The sequence below is a fragment of the Methylobacterium phyllosphaerae genome (genome assembly GCF_001936175.1).
Classification (GTDB): Bacteria; Pseudomonadota; Alphaproteobacteria; order Rhizobiales; family Beijerinckiaceae; genus Methylobacterium; species Methylobacterium fujisawaense.
Map to the genome: position 1 here is coordinate 4,002,345 of NZ_CP015367.1, position 19,948 is coordinate 4,022,292.

Annotated in this window: 16 protein-coding genes; 8 read left to right on the forward strand and 8 right to left on the reverse strand. The window is 71.0% G+C overall.

The window, feature by feature from the left end:
- Positions 1-39: 39 nt before the first annotated feature.
- The 4 genes from MCBMB27_RS18240 to MCBMB27_RS18255 form a co-directional block, all read right to left on the reverse strand.
- Complete coding sequence (locus tag MCBMB27_RS18240; RefSeq protein ID WP_075380994.1) at positions 40-453, reverse strand: VOC family protein; 414 nt, start codon at positions 451-453, stop codon at positions 40-42.
- A 340-nt stretch (positions 454-793) separates the two neighbouring features.
- The gene (locus tag MCBMB27_RS18245) at positions 794-2,104 is read right to left on the reverse strand and encodes an MFS transporter (RefSeq protein WP_075380995.1); all 1,311 of its coding nucleotides are present in this window, start codon (positions 2,102-2,104) and stop codon (positions 794-796) included.
- A 539-nt stretch (positions 2,105-2,643) separates the two neighbouring features.
- Complete coding sequence (locus tag MCBMB27_RS18250; RefSeq protein WP_043348046.1) at positions 2,644-4,215, reverse strand: ABC transporter substrate-binding protein; 1,572 nt, start codon at positions 4,213-4,215, stop codon at positions 2,644-2,646.
- 90 nt (positions 4,216-4,305) lie between these two features.
- Positions 4,306-4,626, reverse strand: coding sequence for a hypothetical protein (locus MCBMB27_RS18255; RefSeq protein ID WP_075380996.1), 321 nt, complete (start codon positions 4,624-4,626; stop codon positions 4,306-4,308).
- Between the two features lie 239 nt (positions 4,627-4,865).
- Here MCBMB27_RS18255 and MCBMB27_RS18260 point away from each other — a divergent pair, with 239 nt between their 5' ends.
- Together MCBMB27_RS18260 and MCBMB27_RS18265 are read left to right on the forward strand one after the other, a co-directional pair.
- Complete coding sequence (locus MCBMB27_RS18260; RefSeq protein WP_236952743.1) at positions 4,866-5,402, forward strand: PAS domain-containing protein; 537 nt, start codon at positions 4,866-4,868, stop codon at positions 5,400-5,402.
- Positions 5,403-5,884: 482 nt separating this feature from the next.
- The gene (locus MCBMB27_RS18265; RefSeq protein ID WP_075382019.1) at positions 5,885-6,415 is read left to right on the forward strand and encodes a hypothetical protein; all 531 of its coding nucleotides are present in this window, start codon (positions 5,885-5,887) and stop codon (positions 6,413-6,415) included.
- A 274-nt stretch (positions 6,416-6,689) separates the two neighbouring features.
- Here MCBMB27_RS18265 and MCBMB27_RS18270 read toward each other — a convergent pair whose 3' ends face one another.
- A complete protein-coding gene (locus MCBMB27_RS18270; RefSeq protein ID WP_043348059.1) occupies positions 6,690-7,163 on the reverse strand; it encodes a CYTH domain-containing protein in 474 nt (157 codons plus the stop codon).
- Between the two features lie 245 nt (positions 7,164-7,408).
- On the opposite strand from MCBMB27_RS18270, the gene MCBMB27_RS18275 reads away from it, so the two are divergent.
- The 6 genes from MCBMB27_RS18275 to paoC all read left to right on the forward strand — a co-directional run bounded on the left by MCBMB27_RS18275 (position 7,409) and on the right by paoC (position 15,010).
- A complete protein-coding gene (locus tag MCBMB27_RS18275) occupies positions 7,409-7,876 on the forward strand; it encodes an NUDIX hydrolase (RefSeq protein WP_051044698.1) in 468 nt (155 codons plus the stop codon).
- Positions 7,877-8,071: 195 nt separating this feature from the next.
- On the forward strand, positions 8,072-10,555 hold the full coding sequence (locus MCBMB27_RS18280) for a bifunctional diguanylate cyclase/phosphodiesterase (protein WP_075380998.1): 2,484 nt from the start codon (positions 8,072-8,074) through the stop codon (positions 10,553-10,555).
- A 140-nt stretch (positions 10,556-10,695) separates the two neighbouring features.
- On the forward strand, positions 10,696-10,893 hold the full coding sequence (locus MCBMB27_RS18285; protein ID WP_043353828.1) for a hypothetical protein: 198 nt from the start codon (positions 10,696-10,698) through the stop codon (positions 10,891-10,893).
- Between the two features lie 356 nt (positions 10,894-11,249).
- The gene (gene paoA, locus MCBMB27_RS18290; RefSeq protein WP_043759553.1) at positions 11,250-11,840 is read left to right on the forward strand and encodes an aldehyde dehydrogenase iron-sulfur subunit PaoA; all 591 of its coding nucleotides are present in this window, start codon (positions 11,250-11,252) and stop codon (positions 11,838-11,840) included.
- The gene (locus MCBMB27_RS18295; protein WP_075380999.1) at positions 11,837-12,787 is read left to right on the forward strand and encodes an FAD binding domain-containing protein; all 951 of its coding nucleotides are present in this window, start codon (positions 11,837-11,839) and stop codon (positions 12,785-12,787) included. The genes paoA and MCBMB27_RS18295 overlap by 4 nt, the downstream gene beginning before the upstream one ends.
- A gap of 3 nt (positions 12,788-12,790) precedes the next feature.
- Positions 12,791-15,010, forward strand: a complete 2,220-nt coding sequence (gene paoC, locus MCBMB27_RS18300) for an aldehyde oxidoreductase molybdenum-binding subunit PaoC (RefSeq protein ID WP_043759557.1) — start codon at positions 12,791-12,793, stop codon at positions 15,008-15,010.
- Between the two features lie 169 nt (positions 15,011-15,179).
- Here the strand turns inward: paoC and MCBMB27_RS18305 are convergent, their stop codons facing one another.
- The 3 genes from MCBMB27_RS18305 to MCBMB27_RS18315 form a co-directional block, all read right to left on the reverse strand.
- Complete coding sequence (locus MCBMB27_RS18305; RefSeq protein ID WP_043759558.1) at positions 15,180-17,786, reverse strand: TonB-dependent receptor; 2,607 nt, start codon at positions 17,784-17,786, stop codon at positions 15,180-15,182.
- Between the two features lie 290 nt (positions 17,787-18,076).
- Positions 18,077-18,682: an SOUL family heme-binding protein gene (locus tag MCBMB27_RS18310; protein WP_075381000.1), complete on the reverse strand. Its 606-nt coding sequence runs from the start codon at positions 18,680-18,682 to the stop codon at positions 18,077-18,079.
- 88 nt (positions 18,683-18,770) lie between these two features.
- Complete coding sequence (locus tag MCBMB27_RS18315; protein WP_083683610.1) at positions 18,771-19,901, reverse strand: FAD-binding domain-containing protein; 1,131 nt, start codon at positions 19,899-19,901, stop codon at positions 18,771-18,773.
- Positions 19,902-19,948 lie beyond the last annotated feature (47 nt).

The following is a 19,948-nucleotide window of genomic DNA, read 5'->3' on the forward strand; positions in this document are numbered from 1 at the left end:
TCGGCGTTGAGGGCCGCCCCGACGCGACCCGGCGCCGCCTCAGTAGCCCTTCCAGAGGCCGGGGGTGGCCAGCTCAAGCAGGTGCCCGTCCGGGTCGCGGAAGTAGACGCTGACGCCGCCCCTCGGCCAGCGGGTGCGCCCCTCGACGGCCACGCCGGAGGCCGCGAGATGCTCCTCCCAGGACGCGAGGACGTCCGCGTCGATCGAGAACGCGACATGGGCCGGGCCGCGGCCGTCATGCGGCGGGATGAGTCCGCCCGGCGTCTCGATCGGCTGCAGGGACCCGCCCTCCAGGAAAAGCAGGAGGACGCCGCGGCCGCCGACGTCGAAGGCCCGCATGCGGAAATCCGTGAAGAGGCAGGGCAATCCCATCGTGTCGCGGTAGAAGGCTTCGGCGCGGTCGAGATCCGCGACGTACAGCGCCGTCTCCAGGATGGCGTTGAGCTTGGGCACGGCGATCTCCTGACGGCATCTCGGTCACGGGCGGCCCGGCCGCCGGGCTCGATCGTCCGGCGAAGATGTCCGCGACGCCGCGCGAGCCGCGCGAGCCGCCGGCGACCGCGCCGGCGGTCACCATCGGCAGAGCCTCGCGGTCGATCCGCCTCGGCCTGACGCGTCGGCTCCGCCCGGATGGCGTCCCGTAAGGCGTCGTCCAACGTCATGGGTCCGGCTCCCGGTCATCGGTGCGCCCGGCCGGCGGGCCCCGATCCGGTCCGGATCGGCCCCGTGCCGGGCGATGGCGGCACCAGGGCCAACCGGCCGGTCCCAGACTCGGTTCGCCGCCGCGCCGGGCTCAGACGGTCGACGGGCGCGGCGTACCCCGGTCGGGACGCGGGGCACGGCCCGGCACCAGTGACAGGGCGGCCGAGAGCAAGGCGAAGGCCACCAGGGGCAGAAGGCTCAGGGTGAAGCTGCCGGTCCCGTCCTTGATCGCGCCGATCAGGTAGGGGCCCAGGAAGCCGCCGAGATTTCCGACCGCGTTGATCGCCGCGATGCTCGCCGCCGCCGTGGCGGGCGGCATCTGCTCGGTCGCGAGCGCCCAGAACGGCCCCTTGAGCATGTAGACGCCGACCGCCGCGACCGTCAGCGCCGCCACGACCGGGCCGAGCCCCGAGAGGACCGTCCCGCCCGCGAGCCCCAGCGCCAGGACTAGGAACGAGAGCGCGAGGTGCCAGCGCCGCTCGACGGTCCGGTCGCTGTGCCGGCCCCAGAGGACCATGGCCAAGGACGCGAATCCGTACGGGATGCTGTTCAGGAGCCCGGTCTCGACATTGCCGAGGCCGAAGCTCTTGACGATCTGCGGCGTCCAGAACGACAGCCCGTAGCTGCTCGCCGTCGAGCCGAAATAGATCGCCGCGAAGAGGGCGAGCCGCCGGTCGCGCAGGATCTCCCAGAGCGGCGGCTTCGCGGGCGCGCCGCGGCGGGTGTTGCGCGCCGCCTCGGACCGGAGCTGCCGCTCCAGCCAGTCCCGCTCGGCCGCCGGCAGCCACGCCGCCTCCCGCGGCCCGTCCGGCAGGAACCACAGGACCGCGACGGCCAGGACCACCGCCGGCAGGCCCTCGAGGATGAACAGCCACTGCCAGCCGGCGAGGCCGAACCCCGTCACGTTGAGCAGCGCGCCGGAGATCGGCGAGCCGAGGAAGGACGAGATCGGGATCGAGATCATGAAGATCCCGATGATCCGCGCCCGGTAGGCGGAGGGGAACCAGTAGGTGAGGTAGAGGATCACGCCGGGGAAGAAGCCGGCCTCGGCGAGCCCCAGCAGGAAGCGCAGGGCGATGAACGACCACGGCCCCTGCACCAGCGCCATGGCGGCGGAGATCAGGCCCCAGGTGGCCATGATCCGGGCGATCCACAGCCGCGCCCCGAAGCGCTCCAGCATCAGGTTGCTGGGGATCTCCATCAGGAAATAGCCGAGGAAGAAGATCCCGGCGCCCCAGCCGAACACGGTCGCCGACAGGCCGACATCGTGGTTCATCTGGATCGCCGCGAAGCCGACATTCACGCGGTCCAGGAAGGACACGAAGTAGGCGAGGATCAGGAACGGCACGAGCCGCCAGCCGATCCTGCGCATCGCCGAGCGTTCCAGGGCGGCGTCGTCCATGGCCTATCCTCGCGCGTGTCGTGGGCTCGGGCCGGGCCCCCGGGGTCCGGATCGATCCAGGTCACGGCTCCAGGTCACGGCTCCAGATCACGGCCGGGCCCGCACGGGGCTCGACGTCGCCGCGGGGGCCCCCGTGAGCGGCGGGCCGGGCGTCTCGTCTCGGGCTTCCTCGCGGGCCGGTCATCTCTGGTTGTGACCTGTGCCAACCTCAGCTTAACCCGCGGCCGCCGCGGCTGGGAAGCGCCATCGGGCTTCAACGGATCGGATCTGTCGAAGCCCGACGGCGTATGCGTCCGCCAGGCTGCCGGCCGCGATCGCCTGCAGGCGCGCGCGCCGGGCTGCCGCACCTGCGGGGCGCGAAGCGCCATCCGGCGGCCATCCAGGCCGCGCGACGCTCGGTGACGTCCCGCGATTCCGGGTTGCCGGCGCCGCTCGCCGGGACGGAGACACGGCGGGCGGCTCCCGACGCCGGGGCCTCGGTCTGGTTCGGAGCGACCGCCGTGCCGCAGGTCCGGGTCGGGACGGCGGTCCGCCGCCCGTCACCCCTTCTTCACGTTCCAGAACATCGGCACGCCGTCGAGCACGCCGGTCAGGGACGGCTTGTACGAGGTCTGGTTGAAATATTGCCCGAGGGGCAGGTAGGGCAGGTCGGTGAAGGCCTGGCGCTGAAGGGCGCCCGCGAGCTGCTTGCGCGCGGCGGTGTCCGGAGCATCCAGCCACTGGTCCCGCAACGCCTCGATCTTCTCGCTGGTGGGCCAGCCGATCGCGGCGCTCTGCCCGGTCCCGCGCAGGAAGGCGCTGACCGCCGGGTTGGCCTGGTCGAGCCCCGCCCAGAAAGTGCAGAAGGCGCTCCAGCCGCCCTGGGCGATCGGGTCCTTCTTGGCGCGCCGCTGCACCACCGAGCCCCAGTCCATGACCTGATAGTCGACGTTGAAGCCGGCGCGCGTGAGCATGTCGGCCGCCACGTCGGCGAGCGCCTTGAGGCTGGGGAAGTCCGAGGCGCCCATCAGCACCACCTTCTCGCCCTTGTAGCCCGCCGCCGCCAGCGCCGTCTTGGCCGCCTCGTAGTCGCGCTTGCTCGTGAGGACATCGAGGCCGACATCGCTCGCCATCGGCAGGCCGGGGCAGAAGAACCCGGTGGGCACGTGGATCAGCTTGGGATCGGTGCCGGTCACCGCCTGCATGAAGTCGGTCTGGTCGACGACCTTCAGCAGCACCTGCCGGATGGCCGGGTTGTCGAAGGGCGGCTGAAGCTGGTTCATCCGCAGGCAGCCGATCAGGCCGGTCGGGTCGGTGATCCGCGTCGTGAGCCCGCCCAGGGTCGGAACGAGATCGGCCGGCGGCTGCTCCCACCAATCCATCTCGCCGGTCTGCATGGCCGAGGCGGCGGTGGCTTGGTCGGGAATGACGTGCCACTCGACCCGGTCGACGAAGACGCGCTTCGGACCCGAGGTCCATTGCGGCTCGCCGCCCTCGCGGGGGACGTAGCCGGCAAAGCGCTCGTAGACCACCCGGGCGCCGACGACGCGCTCGTCCGCCTTGAAGCGGAAGGGGCCGCTGCCGACCATCTCGGTCACCTGCGTGAACGGGTCGGTCTTGGCGAGCCGCTCCGGCATGATGGCGCAGATCGAGGATCCGACCTTACCGAGGGCCTCCGGCAGGAGTGCGAAGGGCTTCTTCAGCCGGAACTGGATCGTCCGGTCGTCGGGGGCCGAGAGTTCGTCCGTGTAGGCCATGAGCGTCTGGCCCATGGCGTCGCGCTTGCCCCAGCGGGCGATGCTCGCCACGCAGTCGCGGGCGAGCACGGGGCTGCCGTCGTGGAAGGTGAGCCCGGGCCGCAGGGTCAGGCGCCAGAGCTTGTCGTCGTTCTCCACCGTGTGGCCCGCCACCATCTGCGGCTGGGCGGCATAGCGCGCATCGGTGCCGTAGAGCGTGTCGAACACGGCGAGCCCGTGATTGCGGGTCACGTAGGCGGTCGTCCAGATCGGATCGAGCACCGTCAGGTCGGCCTGCGGGATGAATTTGAGCGTCCGCGCGGCACTGCCCTGCGCCAAGGCCGGGGCCGCGAGAGCGGCGCCCGACAGGGCCATGAAGGATCGTCTGTTCAGCATGCCGACTCGCCCGAGCGTTGCAACCCGGCAAAGGTTAGCACGTGGCGGGCCAAGCGCGTGACGGGCGAAGCGGATCAGGGGCGAAGCGCGTCACGGGTGAAACGAAGCGCGTCGCTCCGCGAGATTCCGCACGAGGTCCAGGAGACGATGGCGAAGCTCGGGATCCTCGATCCGCCGGAAGGCGGACAGGAGAGCCTCCGCCTCGTCGGCGCGCCGTTCGGCACCGCCATCGTCCCGTTCGGCGGCGCGCGTGCCGTACAGGGTGGCTGCCGGAATCGCCAGGGCTTCGGCGATCCGCTGCAGGAGCCGCCCCGTCGCCGATTCGGGCGGACGGGCCCGGTGATCGAACGGGTTGTCCTCCGGCGCCGCATCCCCGAAGGATCCGCCCGGATCAGGTGCTTTGGGTCCCATCGGCGGTCAAGCTTCGGCACGCAGGCTGGCGGAAGCATTCATAATACAGAAGAATGCCGACACGCGAGTGCCCAGCAAGCAACAGTTGCATAATTGCGCTAAGAATCCCTTGAGGTTGTGACAGACATCCTAATAAGAGGTGATCGGGGACGAATACGAACACCGCCATGCCCAAGACTAAGCCGCACGCCGGTCGGAACCGTTCCAGGGCGTTCCCGATCGCGGGCGAGACCGCGGACATGATCGGACACTGGGACTGGGATGCCGCCACGGACCGCGTACGGGTCGATGCCTTCGCGGCTCGCCTCTTCACGGTCGATCCGGCCGAGGCCGAAGCGGGTCTCCCGCTGGCGTTCTACGACGGGATCACCCATCCCGACGACCGCGAACGGGTCATCGGCCTGATCCGCCGCAGCGCTGCGGAGGGGAGCCCGTACATCGCCGAGTACCGGGTGATCTCCATCGACGGCCGGACTCACTGGGTTCTGGCCCGCGGCCGCATCTTCGGCGACCATACGGGCCGGCCGGCCGGCGGTCGCGGAATCCTGGTGGACGTCACGCGGCTGCGCGCGAGCGAGGGCCTCTCCGATGAGGTCACGCCCGGTGCCGGGGAGACGCTGCTGGACCGGGCGGTCGAGCATGCCATCGCCGCGCAGGACGCGATCGTCGCCGCCGGGGATCCGGTGCTGAAGGCCCAGGCGGACGCGCTGCTGATGGCGCTGGGACGGCGGCTGGCACAGCGGCACATGGTGGAGCAGCGACGGCGCCTGAACTGACGTCGGCGATCGATCGCCGATCATCACGCGCGACGATCGGCCATGAGCAAGTTCTCGCCGAGGTGATGACTTTGTCGGCGACGATCCAGGGCGCCCTGCAGCGCTGCAAGGCGTCGCGTCCGGCACCGCCGCGGTGACGATCACGGACGGCAGCGTCCGGGTGCGGGCGCCGGCCGAACTCCGCGCCGGCGCAGGCCGCCCGATCCGGAAGGACCCTGGTCCTCGCCGCCGCAGCTCCCGCACGCGGGCCGGCCGGGTGGCGCCCCTCCTGCAGCAGCACGCAACACCTTCCTGAATGGCCCCGGTGAACACGACTTCCATTTCTCGGCTCACCGCTTGGATATGACGGCAGCCGATTTCAACTACAAAGAAATTTGATCAGTACGCGCCCGTCTTTCTGGACAACGGCCGAGATCAGGCTTAACCTGGATATGTTCGTGCCGCCGATGTGCGGGCTCGAATGCTTCCAAGGATCGTCTTACATGAAGCGCCGCAGCGCGCGACCGTTCATGGTCGAAGTCAAGCAGACCCGTCCGGCCCGCACATCGCTGACTGCCACTGAAGCGCGCTCCCGCCCGGACAAGACTCTATGGCCGGAACTGGCGCAGGCCGCGATGGAGCCGCCGGCATCCGTGCCTCAGGCGGCACCGGCCCAACGCCCGGAACGGAAGGCGCCGGAGACACCGGCTCGCCGGGTTCTGCCGAGCCTCGTCCCCATGTTCGAGATTCCGGACGAGCCGGTGGCCGAACCGGCGGACGAGGCCGTGCCGGCACCTCGGGTGCGGCGGCCGCGCCGTACCCGGGCTCCCGCGTCCGAGCAGGACATCGCCCCCCAGGTGCAGGCGGCACCGCCGCGTCCGGCCGCAGAGCCGCCCCTGCCCGTCGCGGAGGCGCCCCTCCTGGCGGCCGCGTCCGGTCAAGGTCCGTCGCCGCGATCGACGGCCGGGCGGCGAACGAAGGACCTGCGGCTCGGGGAACGCTGGAAGCGGCGCCTTCCGCCGGCCCTGCGCTGACCCAGGCTGCGCTGACCGGTCCTGGCGCCTTCGCCCGGATCCGTCAGGGACTGCACGGTCCGAAGGTCTCGAGCCATCCGCGCAGACAGGCTTCGCAAGCCGGTCCGGCGCCCTCGGCCGGCGGGCTCCATCCGGTCCAAAACCGGCTCGATCCGTCAGCCCCGGGAGCGGCACGCCGGGCGGCTCGTCCCGCGTCCCGGCAATCCGGCGCTTGGCGGCGTCCCATTGGAACGCCGCCTGTCCAACCCGATGGATCCGGCGGGGGCGCAGACGGTCAAGCCGCCTGCCGCTCCGGCACCAGTCCCGCGGCCAGGCGCGAGTTGCGGTAGCGCGCGTCGCCGGTGACCTCGCCCTCGACCCAGGGGGGCAGCACCACCGGCTGGTCCTCGCGCTCCAGCTCGATCTCGGCCAGGATCAGGCCCGAGAGCCCCCCGCCGAACACGTCGACGTCCCACGTCGCTCCGGCATGGACGACCCGGTAGCGGGTCTTCTCCAGCCGCCGGTCGGGCGGCACCGTGGCGAGGAGCGCCGCGCCGTCCTCGGGCGGGATGGCGAATTCGATCTCGTCCCGGCAGGCGCCCCGGCGCGGGCTCTTCCACGTGATGAGCGTGCGCGCCCCGGCGCGGCGGATCCGGATCGTGTTGGCGGCGTCGGTGAAGAGATAGCCCTGAACGAAGTGCGTCCCCTCCCGGCACAGTGCCAGAACCGACGGGTTCGCGATGAACTTGCGCTCGATCTCGACCGGCATACCGTGCCTCGTGGACATTTGACGCAGGAGCTTTCGCGGAGGAGCCGGCCCGAGACAAGCGGGCTGCCGGGGATGAGCACAGCGCTGCGGGCATGGCTCGGTGCCGATTCGCACGGGCTGAATTGGGATCGTATTAAACTTATGTAAAAGCGCGAGGAGTCTTGGCCTTGCAAAAGCAACATCAGAAACCCCGCCCCCCAACTTCCCCGAGGTCGGCGCTGAAGACGTCATCCAAGCGGCCGAACGTGAAGAAGCTGCTCCGGAAGGCGCATGTCAAACCGCTGAAGCCGCTCAAGCAGGTGGCGGCCCTGCCGTTCCGCGTCGACGCGGAGGGCCGGATCGAGATCCTGCTGATCACCTCGCGGGATACGGGCCGCTGGATCATTCCGAAGGGCTGGCCGATGTCCGGCCGGAAGGCCCATCAGGCGGCCGAACGGGAGGCCTTCGAGGAGGCGGGTCTCAAAGGGCAGATCGCGGCGAGCCCGGTCGGTCGGTACCACTATCAGAAGCGCTTCGATCACGGCCGGGCGTTCCCCTGCATGGTCCGCGTCTACCCGCTGCGGGTCGAAGCCCAGCATGCGCGCTGGCCGGAGCAGGATCAGCGCACGCTGCGATGGTTCCCCCCCGAAGAGGCGGCGCGCCTCGTCCACGAGGACGAACTCCAGGAGCTGCTGGCGGACTTCGCGGTGCGGCCGGTTGAAAGCCACGGTTGAAGGCCGCTGCGGCCCATCCGTCGCCGCGACCCGGGCGAGGCTATAGGGCAAAGAGGCTGCGCTGAAGGGGTGGGACAATCGCGCCGGAAACGCCCGCCCGCGGGTGCCGGGCCGTCCGCGACCGCAGCTTATGCAACTTCTGATTAGTATCCGCAGGTTACGGTTCCGGCCATCGCAGATGGGCGGGGCACCTCGATGTATCGCGCTTTCGCTTGCCTGACCGAGGAACACACCGCCTGGGTGGTGGCGCTGGCGGCCTGCATCTGCTGGATCTCCTGCGCGGTCGCCCTCAAGCTCGAGCAACGCGTCCAGGCCCACAGGCACGGGCCGATATGGCTCCTGGCCTCGGGCTTCTCGATCGGAGCCGGGATCTGGAGCACGCACTTCATCGGCATGCTCGGCTACGATCCCGGGGTGGTGCTCGGCTACGAGCCACGCACGACCCTGCTCTCCCTGCTGGTCGCCATCGCGGCCGCCACCGCGGCCTTCCTGCTCGCCCGGGCCACGCCGTCGCGCTGGGCGGGGGCCGGGGCCGGCCTGGTGCTGGGGATCGGCATCGCCGGCATGCATTTCCTCGGCATCGCCGGCGTGCGGCTGCCCGGGCATTTCACCTGGGACCCGGCCCTGGCCGTCACGGCGATCGCGGCGGGCTGCCTGCTCTCGGCGGTGGGGATGGCCATCCATGTCGGGCCCGCCGGCCCGCGGGCCCGGTTCGCGGCCGCGACCGTCCTGACCCTCGCTATCGCGGTCCTGCACTTCCTGGCCATGGCGGCCGCCCGGGTGGTGCCGGATCCCGCCCTGGCGATCCCGCAGCTCGGTCTCGCCCGCGGCGTGCTGGCCGGGGGCATCGCCGCCATGATGGCCGTGATCCTGGCCTTCGCGGCGCTGACGCTGATGCTGGACCACCTGCGCCGGATCAACGTCGCCCTGGCCCGACAGAGCCACATGCTGCGGGAGAAGACCCTGCTGCTCGACGCCACCCTCGACAGCATGGACCAGGGTCTGATCATGGTCGACGCGGGCGGTGCGGTGCGCGTGTGCAACGAGCGGGCGCTGGCGCTCCTCGATCTGCCCCGGGCGATGATGCAGGCGCAGCCGAGCTACCGGGCGGTGCTGCGCCATGAGGCAAGCCGCCGCGAGCGCCGACTCACGGACCGCTCCTCCCGGGCCTGGATCGAGCGCGGCGAGGCCGGGCAGACGCAGGTCCACGAGCGGGCGCGGCCGAACGGCCTCGTGCTGGAGATCCGCACCGTGCCGCTGGCGGATGGCGGCTTCGTCCGGACCTTCACCGACATCACGGAGCGGAAGGCCGCCGAGGCCGAAGTGGCCCGCCTGGCGCGCCACGACGTGCTCACCGGCCTTCCGAACCGGGCGCTCTTCCACGAGACCCTCGCGCGCAGCCTCGCCGACATCGCCCTGCGCGGGGGCGCCTGCGCGGTCCTCTACCTCGACCTCGACGGCTTCAAGAGCGTGAACGACAGCCTCGGCCACCAAGCGGGGGACGAACTCCTGCGCCGCGTGGCGGCCGGCCTGCGGCGCGCCGCGGGGGACGGGGCGGTGGCCCGGCTCGGAGGCGACGAGTTCGCCGTGCTCTCGGACGGGGGCGCGGCGGAGGCCGCCGCCCTGGCCGAGCGCCTCATCGCCCTGTTCGACAGCCCGTTCAGCGTGGCCGGGCACCGGGTCGGCGTCGGCCTGAGCATCGGCATCGCGCTGGCGCCCGAGCACGGAATGGATGCGGAGCCCCTCTACCGCCGCGCCGACCTCGCCCTCTACCGGGCGAAGGCCGAGGGCCGCGGCACGTACCGGATCTTCACCCCCGCCATGGACGAGGAGGCCGAGGAGCGGCGGATGCTCGAACGCGACCTGCGGCAGGCTCTCGACGACGATACCCTGAGCCTGCACTATCAGCCGCAGGTGGACGGCTACACGGGGGCGCTCGTCGGGTTCGAGGCGCTGCTGCGCTGGACGCACCCGGTCCGCGGCAGCGTGGCGCCGAGCGTCTTCGTGCCGCTCGCCGAGGAAACCGGCCTGATCGTGGTGCTCGGCGACTGGGTGCTGCGCGAGGCCTGCCGCGAGGCGGCGCAATGGGCGCAGCCCCTGAAGGTCGCCGTCAATCTCTCGCCGCGCCAGTTCCAGAAGCCCGATCTGCCCGAGTCCGTCCTGGCCATCCTGGCAGAGACCGGCCTGTCGCCGGACCGCCTGGAGCTGGAGGTCACCGAGAGCATCATCATCAACGACATGGCGCGGGCCGTGGGCATCCTCCGGCGCCTGAAGGGCTACGGCATCCGGATCAGCATGGACGATTTCGGAACCGGCTACGCGTCGCTCGCCACCCTCCAGGCCTTCCCGTTCGACAAGCTGAAGATCGACCGCTCCTTCGTGGCGCAGCTCGGGACCGGACCGCAGGCTGCCGTGATCGTGCGCGCCGTGCTCAGCCTCGGCCGCAGCCTCGGCATGGGCGTGGTCGCGGAGGGCGTCGAGACCCACGCGCAGATGAAGTTCCTCACGGAGGAGGCCTGCGGCGAGATGCAGGGCTACCTGTTCGGCAAGCCGCGCCCGATCGCCGACTACGCCGCGGCGGTCGGCGCACCCGCGGTGGCGGTCGGCGCACCCGCGGTGGCGGTCGGCGCACCCGCGGTGGCGGTCGCCGCCGGATCGGGCCTCGCCGCGGCCGGGTGAGGGCCGTCGCCGGCCTTACCCGATGGGGAACCCGCCGGATCCGTCCGACGTTGGGCCAGCAGATTGGATCACTTCTAAGGTCCACGCTCTCCGTTCCCCGCCAGGGCGGCCCCGGCCGCCGGCCTCACAGGAGCCTGACCATGAACGCCAAGTGCGAGACCTGCCGGTTCTTCGACGAGCACAAGGGCAACGGCGCCGTCGCCCAGAACGATGCCGGCCTGTGCCGCTTCAACCCGCCGGTCAGCCAGCCCGCGCCCGAGTCCAAGGGATTGTGGCCGATTGTCGGTGCCCAGGACTGGTGCGGCCACTACACCCCCGAGATGACGGCGGCCGAGTAGGAATTTTCGCAGGGCGCACGATGGGGCCGGCCTTCGGGTCGGCCCTTTCGTTTGGCGTCAACGTCCCCGGCCGCCGCCGGGCGCCACCCGCAGCGCCGCACCGCGGTCGGCGCGCATGCGTCTCGTGATCGATCGGGCCCGCGGCCCCCGACCGCGGGGCCCGCGATTTTCGGGTCGATGATCCCGTCGCCCCCTGACCATCGGGGACGTGGGCGCTACCTTGGAGCCAATCCAGGGTGTCGGTGTTTCCCCAGGTGTCCCGCCTTCGATGGGCCGACGCGCGTCGGCGGCGGCGCCGGCCCGGAGATCGAGACGCGCCGTCCCTGCCCTTGTGATCTGAACCGGAGAGAAACTTGATGGTGGGAGCTACCGCCGCCGCGCCCCAGGACCGGGGTGCCGGGACTTCACAAACCACCGCACGGACCGACGCGCCGGTCCTCGCCACCGTCACCTTCACGGTGAACGGCGAGCGGCGCACGCTGGACCTCGACACCCGCACCAGCCTGCTCGACGCGGCACGCGAGCACCTGCACCTGACCGGGTCCAAGAAGGGCTGCGACCATGGCCAGTGCGGCGCCTGCACGATGATCGTCGACGGGCGGCGCATCAATGCCTGCCTGACGCTCGCGATCATGCACCAGGGCGCCGAGATCACCACGATCGAGGGGCTCGGCCAGCCGGACCAGCTCCATCCGATGCAGGCGGCCTTCGTGAAGCACGACGGCTACCAGTGCGGCTACTGCACGCCGGGCCAGATCTGCTCGGGCGTGGCCGTCCTCGAGGAGATCAAGGCCGGCATCCCGAGCCACGTCACCGTCGACCTCGATGCCGCGCCCCGGGTCACCGAAGCCGAGATCCGCGAGCGCATGAGCGGCAACATCTGCCGCTGCGGCGCCTATTCCAACATCGTCGAGGCGATGACCGAAGTCGCCGGGGGGCAGGCATGAAGTCCTTCACCTACGAGCGCCCGAGCACGCCCGCTCAAGCCGCCGCCGCCGTCGCCGGGACGCCCGACGCCAAGTTCATCGCCGGCGGCACCAACCTCCTCGACCTGATGAAGCTGCAGATCGAGACCCCGCGCCACCTCGTGGACGTGAACGGCCTCGGCCTCGACACGGTGGAGCCGACCGCGGAGGGCGGCCTGCGCATCGGCGCCCTGGTACGCAACACCGACCTCGCGGCCCATCCGCGGGTGCGCAAGGATTACGGGGTCCTGAGCCGGGCGCTGCTGGCCGGCGCCTCGGGCCAGCTGCGCAACAAGGCGACCACCGCCGGCAACCTGCTCCAGCGGACCCGCTGCCCGTATTTCTACGACACGGCCCAGGACTGCAATAAGCGTCGGCCCGGCTCGGGCTGCTCGGCCCTCGACGGGGTCAACCGGCAGCTCGCGGTGATCGGCGGCAGCGACGCCTGCATCGCCACGCATCCGGGCGACATGGCGGTGGCCATGCGGGTGCTCGACGCCACCGTCGAGACGGTCGATGCCGCGGGCACGGAGCGCCGGATCCCGATCGCCGAGTTCCACCGCCTGCCCGGCGACGCCCCCGAACGGGATACGAACCTCGAGCCCCGCGAACTCATCACCGCGGTGACGCTGCCGAAGCCGGTGGCGGGCACGCATATCTACCGCAAGGTCCGCGACCGCGCCTCCTACGCCTACGCGCTGGTCTCGGTGGCCGCCATCCTCGGCAAGGACGGGACGGGTCACGTCGCCTTCGGCGGCGTCGCCGCCAAGCCCTGGCGGGACGCGGCGGCCGAGGCCGACCTGACGAAGGGCGCGAAGGCCGTGACCGACCGGGTCTTCGCCGACGCCAAGCCCACCCCCGAGAACGCCTACAAGCTGAAGCTCGCCGAGCGGACCCTCGGCGCCGCGCTCAACCAAGCGAGGGCCTGAGCCATGAAGTTCGACACCCCCGCCGGCCCGAACCCGATCGACCGGCTCAAGGTCGTGGGCCAGCCCACCGACCGGATCGACGGCAAGTACAAGACCACCGGCACCGCCCCCTACGCCTACGAGCGCCACGACGCGGCGCCCGAGGCCGCCTACGGCTACGTGCTCGGCTCGGCCATTGCCAAGGGCCGCGTCCGCAGCATCGACACCGCTTCGGCCCGGCAGGCCCCCGGCGTCATCGGTATCGTCACCACCCTCGACACGCCCCGGATCGAGCGCGGCGTGATGAACGTCGCCTACCTGTTCGGCGGCGACGTGATCCAGCACTACCACCAGGCGATCGCCGTGGTGGTGGCCGAAACCTTCGAGCAGGCCCGGGCGGCCTCCTTCCTGGTCGCGGTCGAGTACGCCCCGGAAGCCGGCGCCTTCGACCTCGCGGCGGCGGCGAAGACCGCCGAGCCGGTCCCGGCCGAGAGCGGCGAGGGCAGCGGCGGCGACGGCGAGGAGCGCGTCGGCGATTTCGAGGGGGCCTTCGCGCAGGCGCCCGTGACCCTCGACGCGGCCTACACGACCGCCGACGAGAGCCACGCCATGATGGAGCCGCACGCCACGACGGCGGCCTGGGACGGCGACCGGGTGACGCTCTGGACCGCCAACCAGATGATCGGTTGGGGCCACGGCAGCCTCGCCAAGATGCTCGGCCTGCCGAAGGACAAGGTCCGGCTCGACGCCCCCTATGTCGGCGGCGGCTTCGGCGGCAAGCTGTTCGTGCGCGCCGACGCGGTGCTGGCGGCGCTGGCCGCCAAGGCGACGGGGCGGCCCGTGAAGGTCGCGCTCACGCGCCCGCTCATCGCCAACAACACCACGCACCGGCCGGCCACGATCCAGCGGGTCCGGATCGGCGCCACGCAGGACGGCACCATCACGGCGATCGCGCATGAGAGCACTTCCGGCAACCTGCCGGACGGCGATCCCGAGACGGCGGTGAACCAGACCAAGTTCCTCTACGCGGGGAAGAACCGCCTCACCGCCATGAAGCTCGCCCACCTCGACCTGCCCGAGGGCAACGCCATGCGGGCGCCGGGCGAGGCCCCGGGCCTCGCCGTGCTCGAGGTCGCCATGGACGAGATGGCCGAGAAGCTCGGCCTCGACCCGGTGGAGTTCCGCATCCGCAACGACACGCAGGTCGTCCCGACCCAGCCGGACCTGCGCTTCTCCCACCGCGACCTCGTCGGCTGCCTCAAGCTCGGCGCCGAGAAGTTCGGATGGGCCAAGCGCAACCCGAAGCCCGGCCAGGTCCGGGACGGGCAATGGCTCGTCGGCCTCGGCATGGCGGCGGCGTTCCGCGACAACATGGTGATGAAGTCGGGCGCCCGGGTGCGGCTGGACGGCAACGGCACGGTCACGGTCGAGACCGACATGACCGATATCGGCACCGGCAGCTACACGATCATCGCCCAGACCGCCGCCGAGATGATGGGCGTGCCCCTCGACAAGGTGGCGGTGCGGCTCGGCGACTCGGACTTCCCGGTCTCCTCGGGCTCGGGCGGCCAGTTCGGCGCCAACTCGTCGACGGCGGGCGTCTATGCGGCCTGCGTGAAGCTGCGGGAGTCCGTGGCGCAGAAGCTCGGCTTCAACGCCACCGACGCGGTGTTCGAGGAGGGCGAGGTCCGCGCGGGCAACCGCGCGATCCCGCTCGCCCAGGCTGCCGCGGACGGGGAGCTGGTCGCGGAGGACACGATCGAGTTCGGCAAGGTCTCGAAAGAGCAGCAGGTCTCGACCTTCGGGGCGCATTTCGTCGAGGTCGCCGTGGACGTCTACACCGCCGAGGTCCGGGTCCGGCGGATGCTGGCGGTCTGCGCGGCCGGTCGCATCCTCAACCCGAAATCGGCCCGCAGCCAGGTGATCGGCGGGATGGTCATGGGCACCGGGGCGGCCCTGATGGAAGAGCTGGCCGTCGACACCAAGCGCGGCTTCTTCGCCAACCACGACCTCGCCGGATACGAGGTGCCGGTCCACGCCGACATCCCGCATCAGGAGGTGATCTTCCTCGACGAGGTCGACCCGCGGTCCTCGCCCATGAAGGCGAAGGGCGTGGGCGAGCTCGGGATCTCGGGGATCGCCGCCGCGGTGGCGAACGCGATCTACAACGCCACCGGCATCCGCGTGCGCGACTACCCGATCACCCTCGACAAGCTCCTCGACCGCATGCCGGACGCGGCCTGACCGGGGCCCGGGGACGTCCGGCGGACGTCCCCGGCTGGATCGACGCTGAGGAGGCCGGCCCGGCCCGCACCAGCACGGGCCGGCCGTCCGCGTCGCAGGCACGCGCGGTGAAGGCGTTCACCCCGTCCGCGTCGCGCTCGCGGGTGCCGTCAGGGTCCCGCGGGCGGGATCAGTACTTCCGGATGATCGGCTCCGGCGCCATCGGGACCGGATCTTCCCCGAACCGGTAGGTCAGGCCGGCATAGACCGAGAGCGGCTGCGCCAGCGTCGTGGTCCGGGGATCGTTGATCGACAGGTTGCCGGCGACCGCCCCCGTCTCGGCGAAGGTGCCGAAGGTGGCGTAGCGGTTGTTCGTCAGGTTGGTGATCAGCCCGAAGATCTCCAGGTTCTTGGTGACCTGATACTTCGTCGTCAGGTTCATCACGTAGTAGGCCGGCAACTTGCGGTTCAGGTTCGATTCGTCGCCGCGGAAATAGGACGACGAGAAAGCCGAGACGTTGAGGCCGAAGCGCCAGTTCGGGGTGATGTTGTACTCGAAGCCCGCCTTGATCTGGTGATCGGGGATGAGCGGGATCTTGTCGCCCGGCCGCACCCGGATGCCGCCGTTCGGGATCACGTCGCCGCCCACGGCACCGCCGGTCGCCCCCGTGCTGGCCAGGGGGTTGTTGGGCGACGAGAGGGTCGCGTTGAACTGGAAGGTCGCGTCGACCAGGGCGTAGTTGGCGTAGACCAGCAGGTCGGGGGTGACGGCGTATTCGGCGCCGACCTCGATGCCCTGGCGCCGGGTCGCCGGGACGTTGATGTAGTAGGCCCTGGCGGCATTGCCGGCGACGGCGACCTGATAGAGGTCGTTGCTCAGGTCGGTGCGGTAGACGCCGGCCTTGTAGGTCAGGGCGCCGCCCGACAGGAAGCTCGGGATCACCCCGCGGAAGCCGGCCTCGTAGGTCCGGCCGGTGACCTGCTTGAGCGGCGGATCGGCCACCAGCGAGTTGGGCAGCAGGCAGGGCTGGGTCGGGCTGGAGCAGGACAGCTCCAGCGGGGTCGGGGCACGGTTCGATTCCGAATAGCTGCCGTAGAGGTTGACCGCCGGGTCGAACTGGTAGGTCAGGCCCGCGAGCGGGTTGACCTTGGTGTATTCGTGCACGCCGGTCACGTCCGGCGAGAAGCCGGTCTGGTCGCGTGTCTGGATGCGGGCGTAGTTGAGGCGGAAGCCGCCGGTCAGCGACAGCCGGTCGGTGAGGTCCAGCGTGTCGGTGGCGTAGAGGCCGAGATACAGCGTCGAGCCGGTCACCGAGCTGGGCGCGAGGCCGATCGCCCCGAGGGTGCGGATGTCCGGCGTGCCGAGCCCCGGGATGGTGCCGTAATACGGGTTGTTCGGGTCGACGGTGATCGACAGGTTCGGATTGATCACGCCCAGCTGGCTGGACGACTTGAACGCGAAGGTTGAGGCGTCGACGCTGCCGCCGACCACGAAGGCGTTGTTCAGGCCGAAGATCCGGTCGCGGTTGGCCGCCTGCAGCGAGCCACCATACGACTCGGCCTCGGTCAGGGTCGTGTCGATCGTGCCGTAGGGGATGTTCCGCAGGAACGGGATCGTCCGGTTGTTCAGGCCCAGGATCGCGAACTGGTTGGCGTAGGCCCGGCGGGCCGCCACCTGGCTGGTAGGCGGCGCGTTCACGTTGAACGCGTCGTCCTGGTAGCAGAGCGAGCCCCGGAAGCTGCTGCGGCTGCTGCAATTCTCGAAGTTGCCCTGGTTGCCGTCGACGTAATTCTCGCTGAAGCGCCGGTAATAAGCGTTGCCGGCGAGATCCCAGGTCGGCGAGATGTCCACCCGGCCGGTCAGCTGGATCGTGCCGACCTGCGTCGTCTGGGTCTGCGGGTAGGTGAAGATCGCCCGCGGATCGCGGTGGGTGAAGTCCACCGGGGTCGCGGCGGCGGCGCCGTAGAAGCTGCGGGCGGCGAGCCCGATCAGGTGGAACTCCGAATCCTGGGAGCGGTAGCCGAGATCCGCGTAGAGGCGGCCGATCGTGCTCGGGCTCTGGTAGCGCCAGCCGCGGTCGTTCAAACCGTCGCCCGTGAAATAGAAGCTCCAGGGGCCGGAGACCTTGCCGTATTCGAGGTAGCCGGCGGTGCGCGCGTCCGAGCCGCCCCAGGCCGAGATCTCGGTGCCCTGCCAGGTGAAGCCGTTCTTCATCTGGATGTTGACCGCGCCGCCGATGGCGTTGAGGCCGAAGACCGGGTTGCCGGTGACGACGTCGATCCGCTGGATCGCCTGCGGGGGGATCAGGTCGAAATTGACGACGTCGCCGAAGGCTTCGTTGATGCGCACGCCGTTCTGATAGACGGCGAGCCCCTGCGGCACGCCCTGCACGGACGAGGCGGTGAAGCCGCGATAGCTGAGATCGACCCGGTTCGAATTGCCCTGCGAATCGTTGAGGTTCACGCCGGGCGTCTGCCGCGCCAGCGTGGCGATCACGTTGTCGGAGCCCCGGTCGATCTCGATCTGCCGCGCCGTGACGGTCTCGACGGTGCTGGGGATCTTGTTGAGCGGCTGCTCCGAGCCCCGCAGGCGCACCCCGCCGGCCGGAGCCGGCAGCGTCGGCGCGGTCTGGGCGAGGGTATCGAGGGTCTGGGCGCCGCTGGAATTGCCGCCGCCCGCACCCACCGGCGACGTCGAGACGACGCTGATCTCACCGAGGGTGACGGCTTGTTGAGCCTGCGCGACACCGGGCAACAGGGCCACGGACGCGATCAAGCTGCCACGTAGGGCGTGCATATCTTCCCCCAACCTGAATTCAAGGCTCGCGCCGCTTCCCGTCGGCTGCGTGAGCGTCACTGATCTCGGGTCGGGTTCGGGTCGCAATTCACGTTTTGTTTAATCCCTGCCCGTGCCGGGAAAGACCATCGAATGACGCACAGTGTTGCGCAGATATAACATCATCGAACGATCGTCCGGGATCTTCGGGCATATTTGGAAGTAACTTCCGGGAATATTACGCAATCGGGAAGTTCGGCGACGGGCCATCGGGATACCGGCCGGGACCGGCCCCCGTCGCCGCCTCCGGCTCACGGGGAGGCCAGCCGGACGGCCACCTCGTTCCTGCGCAGGAACGGGATCGCGAAGGGGGGATCGTATCCCATGATGAACGGCGCGCCCTCGGTTCTCCGTCCCGCCGCCGCCAGCACGTCGGCGAGGATGCGCGCCTGTGCGGCCCGCGCCTCCGGGGTGAGACGGCCGGAGAAGCGCAACGCCGCGATCCGTTCGGCCGGGATCTCGACCAGCCGGATCCCCGGCTCGGTCGGCGCGGGCGCCCCGGCCGCCGCCACCGCGCGCGGCAGGAAGAAGCGCATCGTGCCGGCCCCGTCCTGCTCCACCGGGACCGTCATGGCGATGCGCCGCCCGCCGGTCTCCACCGGCGCGGTCATGGCGATGCGGTCGCCCCCCCGGTTCGCACCGGTGATGTAGCGGAACAGCCGGCCGAAGGCCTCGCCGTCGCCCTGGCCGCGGGAATCGGTCTCGACCGCCAGGCGCGGCGCGTAGGACCGGATCTCGACCCCGCGGTCGAGACGCTCGACCACCGTGTAGGCGGGCTGCTCGTAGAGCGCCCGCACGCCGAAGATCCCGAGCACCGATTCCACGAGGGTGACGAGCACGTACAGGACCCTGTCCATGGCGGAAGCTCCGGATGCAGGCGCGGGCGTCGCCCCGCGTTCCCGGGAACATGGCGTCGGGGGCGCCTGCCGCCGACCATCTGCGGCGTCAGGCCTCCATCAGGCCGGGGATGGCGCTGCGCAGGCGGAAGAAGCCGCGGTTCGCGAGGGGCCAAGCCCGCGAATCCCAGGGGCGGCGGACCCGAAGGCAATCCCGCGGCAGCACCTCCGCCGAGGGGCCTGCCGGCGCCCAGGCCGTCACCACGGGCAGGTCGCCGGCCCAGCCGTCCTGCACGGGCATGGCCGGGCAGCCGAACTGCGCCTGCGCCCGGGTCAGGGCATCCGCCAGCGCCGCCGCGTCGGCCGCGCGGACCCGGTCGACCGCCCCCTCCGCGTGGGCGAGAAGGCCGCCGACGCGGACCACGCGGGCCGGTCCGAGGGGAAGGCTCTCGGGATGAAGGTCGTCGAGGTGCAGCAGCAGGGCGACCGCCCCGTCCGGCGGGGTGTCGGCCGGGGCGAGGGGCACCTCCCGCGGGGGCATGTCCTCCTCCAGCGGCGCGGCCCCCTCGTCGAGCCCGGCGGGATCGTGGCGGCCCTCCGTGTACTGCCGGATGTTGTCGCGCCGGGCGCGGTAGGGCTTGCCCCGGGTGTGGAGGCCCGCGACCCACCGCCACGACAGGGTGTTGCTGGCCGGATCGCCGTCGAGCAGGTGGCGCAGGAACAGATCGGCGCCCAGCTCCCAGGGCAGGCGCAGGGTGAAGATCCAGATCGAGGCGAACCACATGCGGGCATGGTTGTGCAGCCAGCCCTCCTCGGCGAGCTGGCCGGCCCAGGCGTCGAAGCCGTCGAGGCCCGTGCGCCCCGCGGCGGCCCGCTCGTAGGTCCGGCGCAGGCCGGGCTCGGCGGCAAGGCGCGTCCGTGCGGCCGCCAGACCCTCCCGATAGCCGGTCCAGGCGCCGGGATGGGTTTCGAGATGGCCCTTGAAGTAGGTCCGCCAGAACACCTCGGAGACGAAACGCTCCGCGCCCGGGATGCCGAAGGCGCTCTGCGCGGCCCGGGCGACCTCCTCCTCGGTGAGCAGCCGGCGGCGTAGGTAGGGCGACAGAACCGACGTCGTCGGCGTCGCACCGGGGCCGCGATCCGTGTTCCGGGACGCCGCGTAGGCGGCGCCGGGACCGGTCAGGAATGTCGCCAGGGCCTCGAGGCCGGCGGCGCGGGTCATGGGGCGCGAAGGGGGCATGACCCTGATCTAGGCCCCGTGCCGCGATTGGCAGCTGCGCGAAAGCG